General features: G+C 58.0%; 18 protein-coding genes. 8 read left to right on the top strand and 10 right to left on the bottom strand.

All coding sequences use genetic code 11. From position 1 onward, the window contains the following. The first annotated feature begins 238 nt into the window (after window positions 1-238). The 6 genes from VRY85_RS00890 (at window position 239) to VRY85_RS00865 (ending at window position 5,706) form a co-directional block, all read left to right on the top strand. Window positions 239-1,222 carry a Bug family tripartite tricarboxylate transporter substrate binding protein gene (locus tag VRY85_RS00890; RefSeq protein ID WP_414596708.1) on the top strand — a complete coding sequence of 328 codons (984 nt, stop codon included), beginning with the start codon at window positions 239-241 and terminating at the stop codon, window positions 1,220-1,222. 82 nt (window positions 1,223-1,304) lie between these two features. Then, complete coding sequence (locus tag VRY85_RS00885) at window positions 1,305-2,492, top strand: thiolase domain-containing protein (RefSeq protein ID WP_414596707.1); 1,188 nt, start codon at window positions 1,305-1,307, stop codon at window positions 2,490-2,492. Next, window positions 2,489-2,896: a Zn-ribbon domain-containing OB-fold protein gene (locus VRY85_RS00880; RefSeq protein WP_414596706.1), complete on the top strand. Its 408-nt coding sequence runs from the start codon at window positions 2,489-2,491 to the stop codon at window positions 2,894-2,896. Before VRY85_RS00885 ends, VRY85_RS00880 begins: the two co-directional genes overlap by 4 nt. Beyond that, window positions 2,896-4,131: a CaiB/BaiF CoA transferase family protein gene (locus tag VRY85_RS00875; protein ID WP_414596705.1), complete on the top strand. Its 1,236-nt coding sequence runs from the start codon at window positions 2,896-2,898 to the stop codon at window positions 4,129-4,131. Before VRY85_RS00880 ends, VRY85_RS00875 begins: the two co-directional genes overlap by 1 nt. Then, on the top strand, window positions 4,128-4,901 hold the full coding sequence (locus VRY85_RS00870; RefSeq protein WP_414596704.1) for an SDR family NAD(P)-dependent oxidoreductase: 774 nt from the start codon (window positions 4,128-4,130) through the stop codon (window positions 4,899-4,901). Before VRY85_RS00875 ends, VRY85_RS00870 begins: the two co-directional genes overlap by 4 nt. Window positions 4,902-4,923: 22 nt before the next feature. Further along, complete coding sequence (locus VRY85_RS00865) at window positions 4,924-5,706, top strand: enoyl-CoA hydratase-related protein (protein ID WP_414596703.1); 783 nt, start codon at window positions 4,924-4,926, stop codon at window positions 5,704-5,706. A gap of 88 nt (window positions 5,707-5,794) precedes the next feature. On the opposite strand, the gene VRY85_RS00860 is transcribed toward VRY85_RS00865, so the two are convergent. The 7 genes from VRY85_RS00860 to VRY85_RS00830 all read right to left on the bottom strand — a co-directional run bounded on the left by VRY85_RS00860 (window position 5,795) and on the right by VRY85_RS00830 (window position 11,799). Then, the gene (locus tag VRY85_RS00860) at window positions 5,795-6,058 is read right to left on the bottom strand and encodes a Bug family tripartite tricarboxylate transporter substrate binding protein (RefSeq protein WP_414596702.1); all 264 of its coding nucleotides are present in this window, start codon (window positions 6,056-6,058) and stop codon (window positions 5,795-5,797) included. Then, the gene (locus VRY85_RS00855; protein WP_414596701.1) at window positions 6,055-6,225 is read right to left on the bottom strand and encodes a tripartite tricarboxylate transporter substrate-binding protein; all 171 of its coding nucleotides are present in this window, start codon (window positions 6,223-6,225) and stop codon (window positions 6,055-6,057) included. The genes VRY85_RS00860 and VRY85_RS00855 overlap by 4 nt, the downstream gene beginning before the upstream one ends. Window positions 6,226-6,435: 210 nt before the next feature. Continuing rightward, window positions 6,436-7,608 (bottom strand): acyl-CoA dehydrogenase family protein, encoded by a 1,173-nt coding sequence (locus VRY85_RS00850; protein WP_414596700.1) that lies wholly within the window; start codon window positions 7,606-7,608, stop codon window positions 6,436-6,438. A gap of 56 nt (window positions 7,609-7,664) precedes the next feature. Continuing rightward, window positions 7,665-8,438, bottom strand: a complete 774-nt coding sequence (locus VRY85_RS00845; protein ID WP_414596699.1) for an enoyl-CoA hydratase/isomerase family protein — start codon at window positions 8,436-8,438, stop codon at window positions 7,665-7,667. Further along, window positions 8,435-9,703, bottom strand: a complete 1,269-nt coding sequence (locus tag VRY85_RS00840) for an acetyl-CoA hydrolase/transferase family protein (RefSeq protein ID WP_414596698.1) — start codon at window positions 9,701-9,703, stop codon at window positions 8,435-8,437. Before VRY85_RS00840 ends, VRY85_RS00845 begins: the two co-directional genes overlap by 4 nt. A gap of 2 nt (window positions 9,704-9,705) precedes the next feature. Continuing rightward, the gene (locus tag VRY85_RS00835) at window positions 9,706-10,560 is read right to left on the bottom strand and encodes an HpcH/HpaI aldolase/citrate lyase family protein (protein ID WP_414596697.1); all 855 of its coding nucleotides are present in this window, start codon (window positions 10,558-10,560) and stop codon (window positions 9,706-9,708) included. A gap of 12 nt (window positions 10,561-10,572) precedes the next feature. Next, on the bottom strand, window positions 10,573-11,799 hold the full coding sequence (locus VRY85_RS00830) for a CaiB/BaiF CoA transferase family protein (protein WP_414596696.1): 1,227 nt from the start codon (window positions 11,797-11,799) through the stop codon (window positions 10,573-10,575). Window positions 11,800-11,904: 105 nt separating this feature from the next. Between VRY85_RS00830 and VRY85_RS00825 the strand changes: the two genes are divergently transcribed. Then, a complete protein-coding gene (locus VRY85_RS00825) occupies window positions 11,905-12,663 on the top strand; it encodes an IclR family transcriptional regulator (protein WP_414596695.1) in 759 nt (252 codons plus the stop codon). Window positions 12,664-12,720: 57 nt separating this feature from the next. On the opposite strand, the gene VRY85_RS00820 is transcribed toward VRY85_RS00825, so the two are convergent. The 3 genes from VRY85_RS00820 to VRY85_RS00810 are packed head-to-tail and all read right to left on the bottom strand — an operon-like array spanning window position 12,721 to window position 14,755. Then, entirely contained in the window at window positions 12,721-13,215 is a 495-nt protein-coding gene (locus VRY85_RS00820; protein ID WP_414596694.1) for a TPM domain-containing protein, read from the bottom strand. 11 nt (window positions 13,216-13,226) lie between these two features. Then, window positions 13,227-14,135, bottom strand: a complete 909-nt coding sequence (locus VRY85_RS00815; RefSeq protein ID WP_414596693.1) for a TPM domain-containing protein — start codon at window positions 14,133-14,135, stop codon at window positions 13,227-13,229. A gap of 11 nt (window positions 14,136-14,146) precedes the next feature. After that, entirely contained in the window at window positions 14,147-14,755 is a 609-nt protein-coding gene (locus tag VRY85_RS00810; protein ID WP_414596692.1) for a LemA family protein, read from the bottom strand. A 198-nt stretch (window positions 14,756-14,953) separates the two neighbouring features. On the opposite strand from VRY85_RS00810, the gene VRY85_RS00805 reads away from it, so the two are divergent. Beyond that, window positions 14,954-16,384: a DEAD/DEAH box helicase gene (locus tag VRY85_RS00805; RefSeq protein ID WP_414596910.1), complete on the top strand. Its 1,431-nt coding sequence runs from the start codon at window positions 14,954-14,956 to the stop codon at window positions 16,382-16,384. The last annotated feature ends 4 nt before the right edge of the window (window positions 16,385-16,388 follow it).

Below are 16,388 nucleotides of genomic sequence, written 5' to 3'. Positions count from 1 at the left end.
TTGTACGTATATTCGCTTTCTATATCTATAATCGTACAAATATCAAAAAAAAGCGTCAATAAAAATATTCCTGAAATAACTCGTTTCATCCATCCGGCATGCTGAAAAAGCCAAGTATTCACATATGAGATAACAGCTATCCAACGAGTTGAAGCGATGCTTGACAGCAAGCCATGACCAGAATTAAAAATACGTACTTACGTCAAATAAACGCATATTCGTACAACAAGGAGACATTATGAGGATACCTTCGCTATACAAGCTGATGGCAGCGCTGGCGAGCGTCGCCACACTCGCAATCGCTGCCCCCGCCACGGCTCAGGACGATTACCCTTCCAGGCCCCTTAAGTTAATCGTGTCCTACCCGGCCGGGGGCCCCTCTGATCTGGTTGGCCGTCTGCTCGCCTCAGAGCTTCGCAATGAACTCGGCCAGCCAGTTGTGGTGGAAAACCGGGCTGGCGCGTCGGGTTTGATCGGGCTGGACAACCTCACCAAGTCCGATCCTGATGGCTACACCCTCATGGTGCTCAACAACACGACCACCACCGCCCTGCACTTCCAGAATGCCGATCTCGACATGGAGGAACGCTTCACGCCCATCGGTTCCTACCTTGGCGTGCGCATGTTCCTAGTGGTGAACCCCAGCGTGATTGATGTCAACAACATCGACGAACTCGTCGAGTACGCCAAGAAACAGAAGGAAGACCTTCAATACACCTCGTCGGGCCCCGGCAGCCCAGGCCACATGATGATGGAAGACTTCGGCCAAAAAGCAGGCCTGAATTTTTCGCATATTCCTTATAAAGGCAGCAACCCTGCGCTGATGGACACCGTAGCCGGGCGTGTGGGTTTAATGGTGGTGGAGGCCTATTCCGCCCTGCCACACATCCAGTCGGGTGCCATCCGCCCCATCGCTACCGTATCTCCTGGGCGCGCCGCCCTCCTGCCAGATCTGCCCACATCGACGGAGCAGGGCTACCCCACGCTGGTCATGGACTCTTCATTTGGCCTGATCGCCCCTCCGAAACTTCCGGAACCCCAAGTTGAACGCCTGTCTGCCGCCTTGGAAACTGCACTGAAGTCAGATGCGTTCAAGGAACACGTTGCGCAAACCGGCAACGCGCTCGACTACTCCGACAGCAAAAGCTACCGCGAACGCCTGCAAAGCGATTTTGATCGCTGGGGCGAAGTCATTAAGGCCGTCGGCATCACCCGCCAATAAACCATTCACTTCCGGCTGTGCGCGCCGTCACCCAGGGTTTTCAGGTGCGTCCGCACAGCCACAACTAGAGAATACGTAATTTATGCAAGTCAATCGTTCCCACCGGCACTGCGATGCGTATATCGCGGGCGCCTACGAGCATCCAACCCGTAAAGCCGATGACAAAACCATTGCGCAATTGCACGCAGAATGCGCAGCGGGCGCCTTGCGCGATGCCGGCCTGACCAAAGATGATGTCGACGGCTACTTCTGCGCAGGCGACGCCCCCGGCCTGGGCGGCCTGGCAATGGCGGAGTACATGGGGCTTAAGCTGCGCCATATCGACACCACAGAGATGGGCGGTTCGTCTTATGTGGCGCATGTCGGCCATGCGGCTCAGGCCATTGCGGCCGGTAAATGCTCGGTAGCCCTGATTACGCTGGCTGGACGCCCACGCGCCGAAGGCGTCACCGCTCTGGGCGCACGCAACTACGGCCCTGGCGTGCCGGACTACGGTTTCGAATTGCCCTACGGGCCTGCCATCACCAACCTCTACGGCATGGCCGCCATGCGGCACATGCACGAATACGGTACCACCAGCGAACAACTGGCTTGGGTAAAGGTCGCGGCCTCTCAGCATGCGCAACATAACGAAAACGCCATGTTGCGCAACGTCGTCACTGTTGATGACGTCGTGAACTCCCCCATGGTTGCCGACCCCCTGCATCGCCTGGATTGTTGTGTGATCAGCGATGGCGGCGGCGCGTTGGTTGTCGTGAGCCCGGAAATTGCGAAAAAGCTGGGTGATCGCTGCGTCAAGGTGCTCGGTGCAGGAGAAGCAGTCAAACACCTGAACGGCGGCCAGGTCGACCTCACCTACACAGGGGCCGTCGTCTCTGGGCCGATCGCATTTGAACAAGCAGGGCTGAAGCCTGCCGACATTCATTACGCCTCCATTTACGACAGTTTCACAATTACTGTACTCATTACCCTGGAGGATCTTGGCTTTTGCGCTAAAGGTGAAGGGGGCCGATTTGTATCGGACGGCAATCTAATTTCCGGCGTGGGCAAACTGCCCTTCAACACAGATGGCGGCGGACTGTGCAACAACCACCCCAACAACCGCGGCGGCATCACCAAAGTGATTGAGGCCGTCCGCCAAGTGCGCGGCGAGGCTCACCCTGCCGTGCAAGTCCCGAACTGCCAAATCGCCCTGGCCCACGGAACCGGTGGTTCCATCGGCACACGTATGGGAAGCGCCACCGTCATTCTTGGGAGCTACGACGCATGAGTACCACCGAAAGGACCTACCCCGATCCCATCCTCAACCTTGAAACCGAGCATTATTGGGATTCCGCCGACCAAGGCAGCCTTCAGCTCAAGCGCTGCAACACCTGCACGAAAACCCATTTTTACCCGCGCGCAATCTGCCCTAACTGTCTGAGTAGCGATACTTCCTGGTATGCAGCCAGCGGCAAAGGCACCATTTACTCTTATTCCGTTATGCGGCGTGCACCGGTTCCCTACGCCATTGCCTACGTCACTCTGGAAGAAGGCGTCACCATGATGACCAATATCGTGTGTGACGACCTTGACAGCCTCGCGATCGGCCAGGCTGTCGAAGTCACATTCAAACCTACAGAAGGCGGCCGGCACCTACCCGTTTTCCAACCTGTTGACGGAGGGAATCGTTAATGAAACTTCCTCTGGAAGGCATCCGTATTGTCGACTTGTCTTCTGTGGTTATGGGGCCATGGGCTTCACAAATGTTGGGCGAGCTGGGGGCGGATATCATCAAGGTGGAATCCCCAGCCGGCGACGTAACGCGCCAAATGGGCCCTGCCAAAAACCCAGGTATGGCTGCCGTGTTCCTGAGTACCAACAGGCATAAGCGCAGCATCGTTCTGGATCTGCAGCGCCCGGAGGGCAAGGAAGCCTTGCAACGTTTGGTGGTCGATGCCGACGTTCTGCTGCATAACCTACGCCCGCAAGCCGCTGAAAAGCTGGGCATCAGTTATGAGTCGTTTCGCAGCCAAAACCCCAAGCTTATCCATTGCGCGGCCTATGGTTTTCATCATGCCGGGCCCATGGCCAACCACCCCGCTTACGACGACATCATCCAGGCGGCCAGCGGCATGGCTTATCTGGTTGGAACGATCTCCGATCAGCCGCGATTCGTCCCCAGCATCGTGGCGGATAAAACGGCTGCTTATGCCGTAGTCAGCAAAATCATGGCTGCGTTGCTACAACGTATGCACAGCGGACAGGGCCAAGCGCTGGAAGTCACCATGTTGGAAACCATGGTGGACTTCAACCTAGTCGAGCACCTATACGGGGCCACCTTCGACCCTCCCATTGCCGACATGGGTTATTCACGCATTCTGACCCGAGAGCGTCGTCCCTATAAAACCTTAGATGGTTATCTGACTGTACTGCCGTATACAGACAAGAACTGGCGCGACTTCTTCAGAATCGTCGGACGCGAAGAGCTGGCAGAGCACCCCGATTTCGCCACGATGTCTGCGCGGGTCGACAATGCAGACAAAGTCTATGCCTTCTTGGCGGAGGCCGTCGCGACTCGCAGCAGCGCCGAACTTGAAGCCGCCCTTCTGGAAGCGCAAATTCCAGTCATGCGCGTCAACACGATTGAAGACCTGCTGACTGACGAACAGTTACAGGCTTCAGGCTTCTGGCTGGAAGTCGAACACCCCACTGAAGGGCGACTGCGACACACCACGCCGGCACTGTCCCTAAGAAAAAACCCGGCAGATTTCGAGCGCCACGCCCCCCTGCATGGCGAGCACAGCGTGGAAATCCTTACAGAGCTTGGTTACAGCAGCGACGAAATCCAAACGCTCATGCAGACCGGAGTATCACGGGTTCCCGCCCCCTCTACCCCCACATCCTCAAACAAGGAGACAACTGAATGATTAACCCCATGTCACTGGAAGGCCAGAACATTATTGTGACTGGCGCAGCGCAAGGTATTGGCGAAGCGACAGCTCGCCTAAGCGTTGCATTAGGCGCACACGTTACGCTGATCGACCTGCAGGCGGAACGCCTTGAAGCTCTGGCTGCCGAGCTGGGTGCTGACCGCGCTGCTGTGCAAGTCGGCTCCGTTGCGGACCCGGCCTTCGTGCAGCAGGCTGTCGAGAACACCGTCGCGACTCGCGGGGCCATCCACGGCCTGGTCAACAATGCCGGCATCGTCCGCGCCGCCATGATTCACAAAATGTCGGTTGAGCAGTGGCAGCAGGTTATCGATGTCAATTTGTCCGGCGTATTCCATTGCTTGCAAGCCGTGGGGCGCCACATGTTGGAACGCCAGGAAAGCGGCGACACATCGCCGGCAGCGATTGTGAACATTTCTTCTGATGCAGGCCGTCGCGGCACCATCGGTCAGATCAACTACGGCGCAGCAAAATCCGGCGTCATGGGCATCACCATGAGTGCTGCACGTGAATGGGCGGGCAAAGGCATCCGGGTCAATTCTGTGTGCTACGGCGTGGTGGAAACCGAGATGACTGAAACCGTGCGCTCCGATAAATTCCGCGAAACATTCTTGGCACAGATTCCTATGCGCCGCTTCACCACACCAGAAGAAGCGTGCCAGCCGATCTGCTTCCTTCTGTCGCAAGCCGCCAGTTATGTGACCGGTCAGCATTTGTCGGTTAACGGTGGCTACACTATCGGCGTATAACTTATTGACGTAAGCAGCCTCCATGTCCGACTACTCCCAGATCCGTTTTGAAATCCGCGAGCGCATTGCAACCATCACTCTAAATCGCCCCGATGCGCTTAACGCCCTCACGCTCGACCTGATGGCAGAGTTAAAACACGCTGTCGAGCAGGTGAATCAGGACAGCCAGGCACGTGCGCTGATTCTCACTGGGGCGGGCCGCGGTTTCTGTTCCGGGCAAGATCTAAAAAATCGTTTGCCTGAAGGCGCCGACCTGGTTGGCACCCTCATGGAGGCGTACTACCCCGCCGTTGAAGCCCTGCGTCAATGCCGTGTCCCCACGCTTGCCGCAGTCAATGGCGTTGCAGCCGGGGCGGGGTTCTCACTGGCCCTGGCTTGTGATTTCATCATCGCCGCCCAGTCCGCCCGCTTCATCCAAGCCTTTAGCCGGATCGGCCTGGTGCCCGATTTAGGTTCCACCTATGCTCTTCCCCGCGCCATTGGCCGTAGCCGTGCCCTGCGAGTCATGATGACGGGGGAACCCATTTCCGCCTCCACGGCGCAAGACTGGGGGTTAACGGTGCAGACCGTGGAAACTGAGCAGCTGTTAGATACAGCGCGGCAGTGGCTTCAGCCGCTTGTTAACGGGCCCACACAAGCATTAAGAAAAACACGCGAGCTCGTAAATGCCTCGGAAGAAAATAGCTTCGAAGCCCAGTGCCGGCTGGAACTCGAACTGCAACAAATGCTGCGTGCGCAACATGACGCTAAAGAGGGCGGGGCCGCCTTCCTGGAAAAGCGCCAGCCTGTGTTCAAAGACCTTTAACTCATCACACGCACCCCGTTGTCGCTGCTGGAGCGCGTGCTCGGGCGCAAGCCCCGGCCACATTGACCGGGGCTTTCCAGTTCATCCATTAATCGCGTTGGGCGCCGGAGAATTTAACAATCTCGCCCCACTTTTCGATATCCGCAGCCAGCGTATCGACAAACTCCTGTGGAGTTCCCCCCATGGTCGTGAAGCCCATCTGCACCAGCTTGGCCTTGAATTCAGGGGTAGCGAGCGCTTGGTTAATCGCACCATTTATCTTCTGAATGACCTCAGTTGGCGTACCGGCAGGCGCCAATAGACCGAACCAGGTTTCAGATTTCAGTTCCGGCTGACCGAGTTCGGTCGTCATGTGTAGCCATCCGGCTCCGCCTTGACCACCGCATTCGCGCCGATGTTTCCATTCGCACCCGGGCGGTTTTCCACCACCACGGATTGATTGAAAGCCTTGCCCAACTCTTCGCCCACCAGACGGCCTAAAGGATCGGCGCTGCCGCCCTGGCCGGCGGGAATAATCAAGCGAATGGTTTTTTCAGGTCAGGTTGCCGCCTGAGCGGCGCCTAAGGGCAACATGCCTGCCGAGAGGGCCAGCGCCAGCCCCAGGCCCGTCATTTTCCTTCTGTCCAACATAGTTTGTCTCCTCACATAAAGAAATAGAGGGAATTTCCTTCAACGGCGGCTCTATTGAATCGTGGGCCGCCTCCGAGTTGAAGGACTCCAGTAACAGGTTTAGTAAGATTTCGGCAGACCAAGAACCCGCTCAGCGATGTGGCTGAGAATCAGTTCACGACTGACCGGCGCGATACGCGGAATCATGATTTCCCGCAGATAACGCTCAACGTGGAATTCTTTGGAATAACCCATGCCGCCGTGCGTGAGAATGGCTTGCTCACATGCTCGGAAACCTGCTTCCGCCGCAAAATACTTCGCCGCATTGGCCTCGGCGCCGCACTCCTTGCCATTGTCATAAAGCCAGGCGGCCTTGGCCGTGAGCAGTTCAGCGGCTTCCAGCTCTACCCAGTTACGTGCCAGCGGGTGCTGAATGGATTGGTTCATGCCGATCGGGCGGTCAAACACCTTGCGCTCTGCTGCATAGGCGGCCGCCTTCTGTAGGGCGATACGCCCCACACCAATGGCCTCTGCCGCCAGCAACACACGCTCGGGATTCATGCCGTGCAGAATGTATTTGAAGCCCGCGCCTTCCTCGCCAATGCGGTCCTCAACCGGAATTTCCAGGTTTTCAATGAACAGTTCGTTGGAATCCACGCAATGGCGCCCCATTTTGTCGATCATGCGCACATCAATCTTGCTGCGATCCAGGTCGGTGTAGAACAGGCTGAGGCCATGCGAAGTCCGGCCTGGCGGCAAGTCCTCAATGGGTGTGGTACGCGCCAGCAACAGAATTTTGTCAGCGACCTGAGCGGTAGAAATCCAGACTTTCTGGCCGTTCACCACGTATTTATCGCCCTTGCGCACCGCACGGGTCTTTAGACGAGTGGTGTTCAGCCCGGCATCTGGCTCGGTTACCCCAAAGCATGTCTTGACCTCGCCCGAGATAATGGGCGGCAGCATGCGCTGCTTCTGCTCTTCAGTGCCGTGAACTACAACCGGCATCAGGCCAAAGATATTGATGTGAACTGCAGAGGCCCCGCTCAGGCAAGCACCGGATTCGGCAATCGTCTGCATCATGATGGCCGCTTCCTGCACCCCCAGGCCCGCACCGCCGTATTCTTCCGGCATGGCAATACCCAGCCAGCCCGCTTTGCCCATGGCGGCGTAAAACTCGTGCGGAAATACGCCGTCGGCATCACGCTCCAGCCAGTAGCTTTCGGGAAAACGTTCACAAAGCGCCCGGACCGCGTCGCGGATGGACTCCTGTTCTTGGCTCAATTCAAAATTCATCTTTGGCCCTACTTGAGAATGGTTTTATGCGGCTGACAAGCCGAAGTTCAATAGGTTTACTGACCACGCCACTGCGGCGCACGTTTCTCGGAAAAAGCGCGTGGGCCCTCTTGAGCGTCTTCGCTCAAATACACGGACTCAAACAAGTGCTGAGCGGCACGCAAGCCCGCCGACCGCCCCATTTCGCCGCTGAGATACACCAATTCCCGAGCCGCCTTCACGGTTAAGGGTGCGTTGGCGGCAATGCCACGCGCCATATCCAGGGCGCTGTCTAGCAACTGATCGAGCGGCACCACGGCGTTGACATAGCCCAGCTCGTAGAGGCGCTGCGCACTCAGCGGCTTGGCGGTCAGCACGACTTCCATGAAAATGCGCTGCGGCAGCATTTGGCTAAGCGGCGACGCCCATGGCATCCCACGCCCCACCTTGGCTTCGGTAATACCGAAAGTCGCGTTTTCAGATGCGATGCACAGGTCGCACATCTGCGCGAACAGCCAGCCTCCCGCCAGCGCCACGCCATTCACGGCTGCAATCGTCGGCTTGCTGACATGGATGACATCGCCCAAAACCGGGAACATATCGCGCGGCGGCACCTTCAACTGCGTGGCCGCCGCTTCTTTGAGATCCATGCCTGCGCAAAAGGCTTTGTCGCCGGTGGCTGTCAGAATTCCCACCCGCAAGTCGTTGTCTTCCTCAAGGCGCTGCCAGGCTTGCCTCAAACCCTGAATCACACCCTGATTGATGGCATTGCGTCGTTCCGGCCGGTCGATCGTGACGACTGCGATAGAGCCATCAACCACTTCAAATTTCACTTCATCTGTCAGATTCACAAGTCTCTCCAAGTTTTTCGCGCCTCTTCCAAAAGCGCTTCTCGATGTTCAGGTGCGGCAATAGCCACCATAGCCCGGATGCGTTCGCGCAACCCAAGGCCTTTGAGCCTCGCCACCCCGTATTCTGTCGCAATCACATCAACATCGCTGCGGGCAGTGGTGACAGGCCCTGACAAAGCGCTGACAATCCGGCTGTGGTTGTTTTTGCCCGTGGCCGGCAAAGCAATGATGGAGACACCCCCCGACATGGCCGCAGCACGCACGAAATCCACTTGGCCGCCCACCGCTCCAAAATAATTGGAGCCAATGGCCTCGGCATTCACCTGCCCGGTGAGGTCAACTTCAAGCGCCGAGTTCAAGGAAACCAGGTTGTTAACACTCATGAAGGTACGGAAATCGTGGGTGTAACGTGTGGAGCACAACCGCAACGCAGGGTTTTGGTGGGCGTGTTTATAGAGTTTTTCCCGTGTACCAAACAGGGCCCCGGTTACCGATACCCCTGTATCGATGCCTTTGTACGCATTGGTGATGATGCCTTTTTCGATAAAGTCGACCACCGAATCGCCCAGCATGCCGGAATGCAGGCCGAGATCCCGGCGGTCGCTCAAAGAGGCAAGAATGGCTTCCGGCACCGCACCGATTCCGACCTGCAAGGTGGAGCGGTCCGGGATAAAAGGTTGCAAATGCGCCGCGATCTGCCGTTCCTTGTCGGTAAATGCCGCCATGGGCAGCTCACCGGGCTGGGTGTCGGTATGCACAGCTAGTGTGATTTCTTTTTCCAGCAATGGCTGGTCACAGTAAACCCATGGCACATGCTCGCTGACTTCCGCAATAACGACTCGCGCACGCTCTATGGCGGCACGCACATAGTCGTTCACCAAGCCCAGGCTGTATTCGCCCCGCTCGTTGGGTGGGCTCACCAGCAACATGATGACATCAGAAGCGATCAGCCCATCAGTGATGTACTGGCCGACTGATGAAATATGGCAAGGGATGGGGTCGAGCGCGCCGCTGCTGGCCAACTTGCGCATGCTGCCAATACCGCCCGTCCCCCGGAACCGCAGATGATCGGCATGTTGCGGTTGGAAGGTATCGGAGAAGGCGGTGGGTAAAAACACCTGCGCCCCGGAAAACGCGCTGCGCTGTTCGACCAGCTTGGCGGTCAGACCAAGGGGTTCCGCCGTGCCCTGGCCCATAACAATGCCGTCGCCCGGGCGGATGTAGGCGGAGAGATCCAGCTCATCCAGCGTGACCTGACGCACCATGATCAGGCTTCCCCGGCGGCGGCCAATACGGCTTGCGAACGTTTCAGCAAGGGGCCGTCTACCATTTTGCCTTCGAAATCGATGGTCCCGATGCCGCGCGCCGTGGCTTCTTCATACGTTGCGACCAGGCGGCGTGCGTATTCCACCTCTTCAGGAGTAGGGGAGAAGGCCGCATTGGCCAAGGCGACCTGAGCCGGCGCCACACAAATTTTCCCTTGATAACCCATATCGCAGCCCCGGCTGGCATCCTGGGTGAACAAGGCATCGTCGCGGATATCCAGCACGGCTTGGTCTAGCGCGATCAGCCCGGCTGCCCTTGCAGCCATCACCACCCAGCCCCTGGCCGTCGCCACTTCATCGCCTTCGCGGGTGCGGCGCCCGCCAATGTCGGCGGCGAAATCTTCAGCGCCAAAATACACAGCGCCCAAACCCGGCGTGTTATCGCAGATATCCACTGCATTCAAAACGCCACGCACCGACTCAATGCCGCCAATTAGCATGGGCTTGCGCTCTGCGGATTGGCTGCCGTGTTCCAGCCAGTGCACCGCCGCCTGAGCCTGTGCAGGCGTTTCAAGTTTGGGAATGACCACCGCATCAATGTCGCAAGCAAAAGCGGCTTCAAGATCAGCCAGGTAATGGGGAGAGTCCGGCACGTTAACGCGCACGGCCAGCATGCCCTGCAAGCCGGCCTCTCGTGCGCTTTTTACGGTTTCAGCCAAAGCCGCGCGAGCCGAAGCTTTTTCAGCGTCTGGGGTGCCGTCTTCTAAGTCGATCACATTGCAGTCTGCCGAAAAGCGCGGAAACTTGACCACGAGATCGGGACGGTTGGCGGGTGCGAAGAAAAGAGACCTGATCATGAGAAATTCCAATTACTGTATTGCGTGGATGGTGGAGCGGGCCCCTGCGGCCAGCATGGCGTCAATCTGTTCTTGTGTGTAGCCGAGTTCCTGCAAGACCTCGCGAGTATGCTGGCCCAAGGTGGGGGCCGGGCGCGCTTCTGCAGGCGGGTTGTTTTTCCAGGTAATGGGTACGCGCATGCTGCGGATCGGCCCCTCGGTGGGATGCTCGACCATATTGAAAAAGCCCGTAGCTTTGAGGTGCGGGTCCTCCAGCACGCTTTCCAACGTGTGCATGGGCATGAAGGGGACATCCGCACGTTCGAGCAGTTGCATCCACTCAGCCGTTGTACGTTCCATGAAAATGCTGGCCAGCACGCCATAGACGTAATCGATATTTTGGGAGCGCTGATAGTAGGTGGAGAAGCGCGGGTCTTCTTCCATCAGGCTTTCCTGGCCGATTTCCCGCAAGAAACCGCGCCACTGCTTGTCGTTGTAAACAAGGGCGCAAATATAGCCATCGCTGGTCTGATAAGGGCGGCGCTCTGGCGAGAGTTGCCGCGCATAACCGCCACGATCGAGAGGAGGTTCGTAGGTGAGCCCCCCCATGTGATCCCCCAGCACAAAGGCCACCATGGTTTCAAACATTGGAATGTCAACCTTGTCACCCCGGCCTGTGCGTTCACGCGCCAACAGACTGGCCAGAATGCCATTAACGCCCGTAATGCCCACCACGCGATCGGCAATGGCGGTAGGCACATAACGGGGAATGCCTCCGGATGATTGGGCAAACAGGGCAGCGATGGTGGCGGCACCCTGAATGAGGTCGTCGTAAGCCGGGCGTGCGGCATACGGGCCTTCCTGACCAAAGCCAAACAGCCCGGCATACACCAGGCGCGGGTTGATTTTTTCAACGTCTTCGTAGGACAAGCCCAGGCGAGCCATCGCTTGCGGACGCACGTTGTACATCAGCACATCGGCGTCTTCCAGAAGCTTGTGCATGGCCTGCATGCCTTCCGGTGTTTTCAGGTCGAGCACAATACTGCGCTTGTTACGATTAGCGTTCAGAAATACCGGCCCCATGCCTTTGTTGCGCGCCGGACCAATTTCGCGCACGAGGTCCCCCTGCGGGGCTTCCACCTTGATAACGTCCGCCCCCATATCGCCTAAAGCCTGCGATGCGAAGGGCCCCATCAATACGGAAGTCATGTCCACCACCTTTACGCCGGAAAGAGGGCCACGCGCTAGTTTTGCTTCCATTGCTCCTGCCTTGAATGTAATATTGTTCCCACACAGGAACAAATGATACCCACACAGGAACAATTTCACAATTTAATTTAGACAGGGAAAACCCGGAGCGACCACGTGAATAAACAAGCCGCCAACGTCTTGGAACTTCTGGAGTTCTTTGCCGCACACCAGCGCCCCGCAACGCTGGCTGACATTGCCCGACATTTTGATTGGCCGCGCTCCAGTACCTTCAAATTGCTGGGTACGTTAAAGAATCGAGGGTATTTGTACGAGCCTCAACCCAAGGGGGGCTATTACCCGACACCGCTGTTGGCCACGCTGGCAGGCAAGATTGAGTCGGCACAACCCCTACCCGAGCACACACAGACATTGCTGGAAAAACTGGCTGCCGCCACACAGGAAACGGTTGTTCTCGCAGCCGCCAACGACACGTTCGCCACATTTGTCGCGACGATAGAGTCGCCGCACGCGGTTCGTTACGCCGCCGCAGTGGGCAAACGCGTTCCTCTGCACGCAACCGCTACGGGGCGCGCGCTGTTATCGCAAATGGATGACAAAACCCGCGCCTCCATACTGCGCAAAACAACCTTTGAGGTGTATTCGCCCACCACGCTGACCTCTGCTGCCGCCGTGGAAAAAGAAATCCAGGTTTCGCGGGAACGAGGCTGGTTCATTGGCGATGGGGGTTACACACCTGAACTGGGCGGGGTCGCTATGCCGTTCCCCCTGGAAGGGCGCTGTTTTGCCTTGCTGATCGCCGGCCCGATTCAGCGTATCCAGCCTCGCATGGCTGAACTGGTTGAGCTGCTACAGCAGCATATCGAGGCCTATCGCAGGGAATTTGATACGCCGGCCCAGAAAGCCGGCGCCTGAGTCGAGCTGAAAAGCGGTGCCGCGAAAGGGCGGCGCTTTGATTGATTGCGAGTCTTGTTAGAGCAGCACCGGTTCGTTGGCCAGGCTGTCGTTTGAGCCTTCACTGCGCGGGCAATACCTGCGCATGATGGCTTCAATCTCGTCAATGGCCGCCAATATCCCTTCCGCATAGGCTTTTTCAGCCAGGCGTGCCTGCAAGCGGGCACACACGCCTTCCCACTCGTAGTTGCTTGCAGGGATCCCACGATCGGCGATGATTTCTATGCGGTGCCGATCCAGTGCGAGATACAGCAACATGCCGGTATTACCGGCCGTGTCCCAAACGCCTAAGCGGCCAAATACTTCTAGCGCGCGCATGCGGGAATCTCTTTCGTGAATCGGGCTCACCGCCTCAATGGCCACCATCAGTTCGCCATTGTGGTCGCGTTCGCACTCACGAATACGCTGTGTAATAGCGGCCAAAACGTCTGGGGTGAAATGCCGCCTGCGCAGCCATTGCCCTTCCAGGCTGGCCCAGCCTGTCATTTCCTTAAGTAATGCGGGTGCGCTCATTGCAACTCCTTTTACCAACCGCCAGAGGCGCCGCCGCCACCGGAACCGCCGCCTCCACCGCCGGCCCCTCCGCCTCCGCCGAAGCCGCCGCCAAAGCCCCCATCGGAACCGCCGTAAAAGCCACCGCCAAAACCTCCCGCTGCGCCGCCGCGGCCAGACGCCCGAATTGCGCCGCCTTTACCCCCTGCGCCAAAGCGACGACCGATTAGAGATAGCAACACAGCAATACCGCCAAACAGCAGGCCAAGCAGAATGCTGCCAAAAGCCAGCGAGGTGAAGATCGTGACGGCAAAGGCGGCAAACAGAGGCGGCATAAAGAAAGCCATGAAAGCCAGGGGCAGCAAAACGACGCCTACATCCCATTCATCATCACTACCCGCATTCGCGTGCGGAGGTGGCAATTCCTCGCCGTCGATCAAGCGCAGCAGGCTTTCCACACCCGCCACCACGCCACTGGCGTAATCATCGACTTTAAAGTGCGGCGTAATCTGCTCACGAATAATGCGCCCGGCCAGCAAGTCAGGTACCGCCCCTTCCAACCCATACCCTACCTCGATGCGCAAACGCCTGTCGTCTTTTGCCACCAACAGCAAAATGCCATCGTCGATATTGGCCCGCCCCAGCTTCCAGGCGTCAAACACGCGGCGCGCATAGGTTTCCACCGTATCCTCGCCTGTGGTGGGCACAATCAGCACCGCTACTTGCGCCCCTTTGGAATCATTCAAGGCCTGCAGTTTGGCCTCAAGCCCCGCCTTCGTGTTGGAATCCAGCGTGGCGGTTTGGTCGGTCACCCAATATTCCAAGGCAGGCACGGGAACCTGCTGAGCCCAGGCAGAATGAAACATCATCAAGCCTGCCAGCAGCGCCAGTAAGCGCGTCATGAAACTCGCATGAGACATCGCCCCCCACCCCTTTACCATGGCTCAGTTCCTTAACCGCCCGCCCCGGCAGGCCGCGTAAAGTTAACTTCGGGACGCCGCATCAGTTCGCCCTCGCGTTCCACTCCGTAATTGGCCTTCACGTCATAGCCAAAGATTTTTGCAGTGATCAGCGTGGGGAACTGGCGGATGTAAACGTTGTATTCCTGCACACTCTTCACATAGCGGCCACGTTCAGTGGCAATACGGTTTTCCGTGCCCTCAAGCTGAGTCATGAGGTCGCGAAACAGGCCGTCCGCTTTGAGCTGGGGATAGTTTTCCGACACGGCCAACAAACGGGAAAGAGCCGAACCCAGCTGCCCCTGTGCCTGTTCGAAACGCGCCATCAACTCGGGGTTATCGAGATCGTCCACCGTGACTTTTATCTGCCCGACCTGAGCCCGTGCCTGGGTAACCTCAGTCAGAATGGCTCTTTCGTTAACCATGTAGGCATCGACAGAACTCACCAATTGAGGCACAAGATCAGCGCGCCTTTCATACTGGTTCAGCGTTTGCGACCAGGCCGCCTTCACTTGCTCGTCAAGCCGTTGGATTTCGTTGTAGCCGCAGCCCGACAAGACAGTCAGGGCAGGAAGAATAAATAGTAAAAACAGGCGCTTCATGGCTTTTTTCCACAAGAATACTTGTGCGCGAGGTTACAGCAGCCGCGTCTACCTGTAAAATGCTGATTTTCTGCGTGCGTACCAGTCGCCACGCACCGGAGCAGCAAGCTTTTCTTGCGCTCTTTCAACACCCGTAAGAACGTCAGCCTGGATTGGTATCACTCGTCTCCGAGCGATAGGCCGTCGCTGGAGCATTCTTTGAATTCCATTACTTCGTTTGCCGACCTTGGGTTGGCCGAACCCCTTTTGCGTGCAATTGCCGATGCGGGGTATACCCAACCCACGCCGATTCAGGCCCAAGCGATTCCACAAGTCATTCAAGGCGGCGATGTTCTCGCCGCTGCGCAAACCGGCACAGGCAAGACCGCCGGTTTCACTCTGCCCATTCTGCACCGCTTGCTAAACAAGCCAAGCGAACAGCGCAAGCCGGGCCGCCCCCGCGTACTGGTGCTCACCCCCACACGCGAACTGGCTGCCCAGGTTGAAGAATCCGTGCGCATTTACGGCCAGCACACCTCGATACGTTCGATGGTGATGTTTGGCGGTGTCAACATCAACCCGCAAATTAGCTCGCTACGCAAACCGCTGGACATCCTGGTGGCCACGCCCGGCCGCTTGCTCGACCACGCCGGCCAAAAGACGATCGACCTTTCGGGCGTAGAAATTCTGGTGCTGGACGAAGCCGACCGCATGCTGGATATGGGCTTTATCCGCGATATCCGCAAAGTTCTGGCCCTGCTGCCCAAGCAACGCCAGAACCTGCTGTTCTCGGCTACGTTTTCAGATGAGATCCGCGGCTTGGCCACCGGCCTGCTGAATAACCCCATTGAAATTTCCGTAGCCCGACGCAACACAGCGTCCGAGCTGGTGGACCAAGGCGTGGTTCTCACGCAGCAAAGCCACAAGCGCGAGCTGGTCAGCCACATTATCCGTGGCCATGGCTGGCACCAAGTGCTGGTATTCACCCGCACCAAACACGGCGCCAACCGTTTGGCGGAAAAGCTGGTGAAGGACGGCCTCACCGCCGCTGCCATTCACGGCAACAAAAGTCAGTCGGCCCGCACCCGCGCCTTGTCAGGCTTTAAGGATGGCAAAATTTCCGTGCTGGTTGCCACCGACATCGCCGCACGTGGGCTGGATATCGACCAGCTTCCACAGGTCGTGAACTTTGAGCTGCCCAATGTGCCTGAAGATTACGTTCACCGTATTGGTCGCACAGGGCGCGCAGGCAGCCCCGGCTCCGCCCTGTCATTGGTGGACCCTTCCGAAATCAAGCTTTTGAGTGCGATTGAGAAGCTCATTAAGCGCCCCATCGATCGCATCCAAGTCGAAGGCTGGGATCCATCCACTATCGTGCGACCGCCTGCCGCCGAAGAAGAAAGGCGTGACAACGCGCCGCGTGGTCGCCGTGAAGGCGGTGCAGGCAGGGCGCGCACCCGCTCACACAGCGGCCCCTCCGGGCGCACGGGTGCAGGCTCCGGTGCGCCCGATGGCAACCGGCGCAGCAGCGGTTCTCGTCGCCCCGCCGGCAAGCCCGCGCAGGCATCTCGCAGCCCGCAGCCTGGTACGCAAGGCCGCCGCCGCTCCGGCCAACAAGCCGCCCTGCTGGGCAAGACGACAGAGCGCTGATTAA

Origin of the sequence: Achromobacter sp. F4_2707, assembly GCF_047501535.1 — a bacterium.
Classification (GTDB): domain Bacteria; phylum Pseudomonadota; class Gammaproteobacteria; order Burkholderiales; family Burkholderiaceae_B; genus Yanghanlia.
The sequence above is the reverse complement of the archived record's forward strand: the minus strand, read 5'-3'. Positions and strand labels throughout refer to the sequence as shown.

Bases quoted from the DNA above. Each gene is read 5' to 3' on its own strand.
- VRY85_RS00890 (WP_414596708.1), top strand. From the start codon at position 239: ATGAGGATACCTTCGCTATACAAGCTGATGGCAGCGCTGGCGAGCGTC.
- VRY85_RS00885 (WP_414596707.1), top strand. From the start codon at position 1,305: ATGCAAGTCAATCGTTCCCACCGGCACTGCGATGCGTATATCGCGGGC.
- VRY85_RS00880 (WP_414596706.1), top strand. From the start codon at position 2,489: ATGAGTACCACCGAAAGGACCTACCCCGATCCCATCCTCAACCTTGAA.
- VRY85_RS00875 (WP_414596705.1), top strand. From the start codon at position 2,896: ATGAAACTTCCTCTGGAAGGCATCCGTATTGTCGACTTGTCTTCTGTG.
- VRY85_RS00870 (WP_414596704.1), top strand. From the start codon at position 4,128: ATGATTAACCCCATGTCACTGGAAGGCCAGAACATTATTGTGACTGGC.
- VRY85_RS00865 (WP_414596703.1), top strand. From the start codon at position 4,924: ATGTCCGACTACTCCCAGATCCGTTTTGAAATCCGCGAGCGCATTGCA.
- VRY85_RS00860 (WP_414596702.1), bottom strand. From the start codon at position 6,058: ATGACGACCGAACTCGGTCAGCCGGAACTGAAATCTGAAACCTGGTTC.
- VRY85_RS00850 (WP_414596700.1), bottom strand. From the start codon at position 7,608: ATGAATTTTGAATTGAGCCAAGAACAGGAGTCCATCCGCGACGCGGTC.
- VRY85_RS00840 (WP_414596698.1), bottom strand. From the start codon at position 9,703: ATGGTGCGTCAGGTCACGCTGGATGAGCTGGATCTCTCCGCCTACATC.
- VRY85_RS00835 (WP_414596697.1), bottom strand. From the start codon at position 10,560: ATGATCAGGTCTCTTTTCTTCGCACCCGCCAACCGTCCCGATCTCGTG.
- VRY85_RS00830 (WP_414596696.1), bottom strand. From the start codon at position 11,799: ATGGAAGCAAAACTAGCGCGTGGCCCTCTTTCCGGCGTAAAGGTGGTG.
- VRY85_RS00820 (WP_414596694.1), bottom strand. From the start codon at position 13,215: ATGAGCGCACCCGCATTACTTAAGGAAATGACAGGCTGGGCCAGCCTG.
- VRY85_RS00815 (WP_414596693.1), bottom strand. From the start codon at position 14,135: ATGGTAAAGGGGTGGGGGGCGATGTCTCATGCGAGTTTCATGACGCGC.
- VRY85_RS00810 (WP_414596692.1), bottom strand. From the start codon at position 14,755: ATGAAGCGCCTGTTTTTACTATTTATTCTTCCTGCCCTGACTGTCTTG.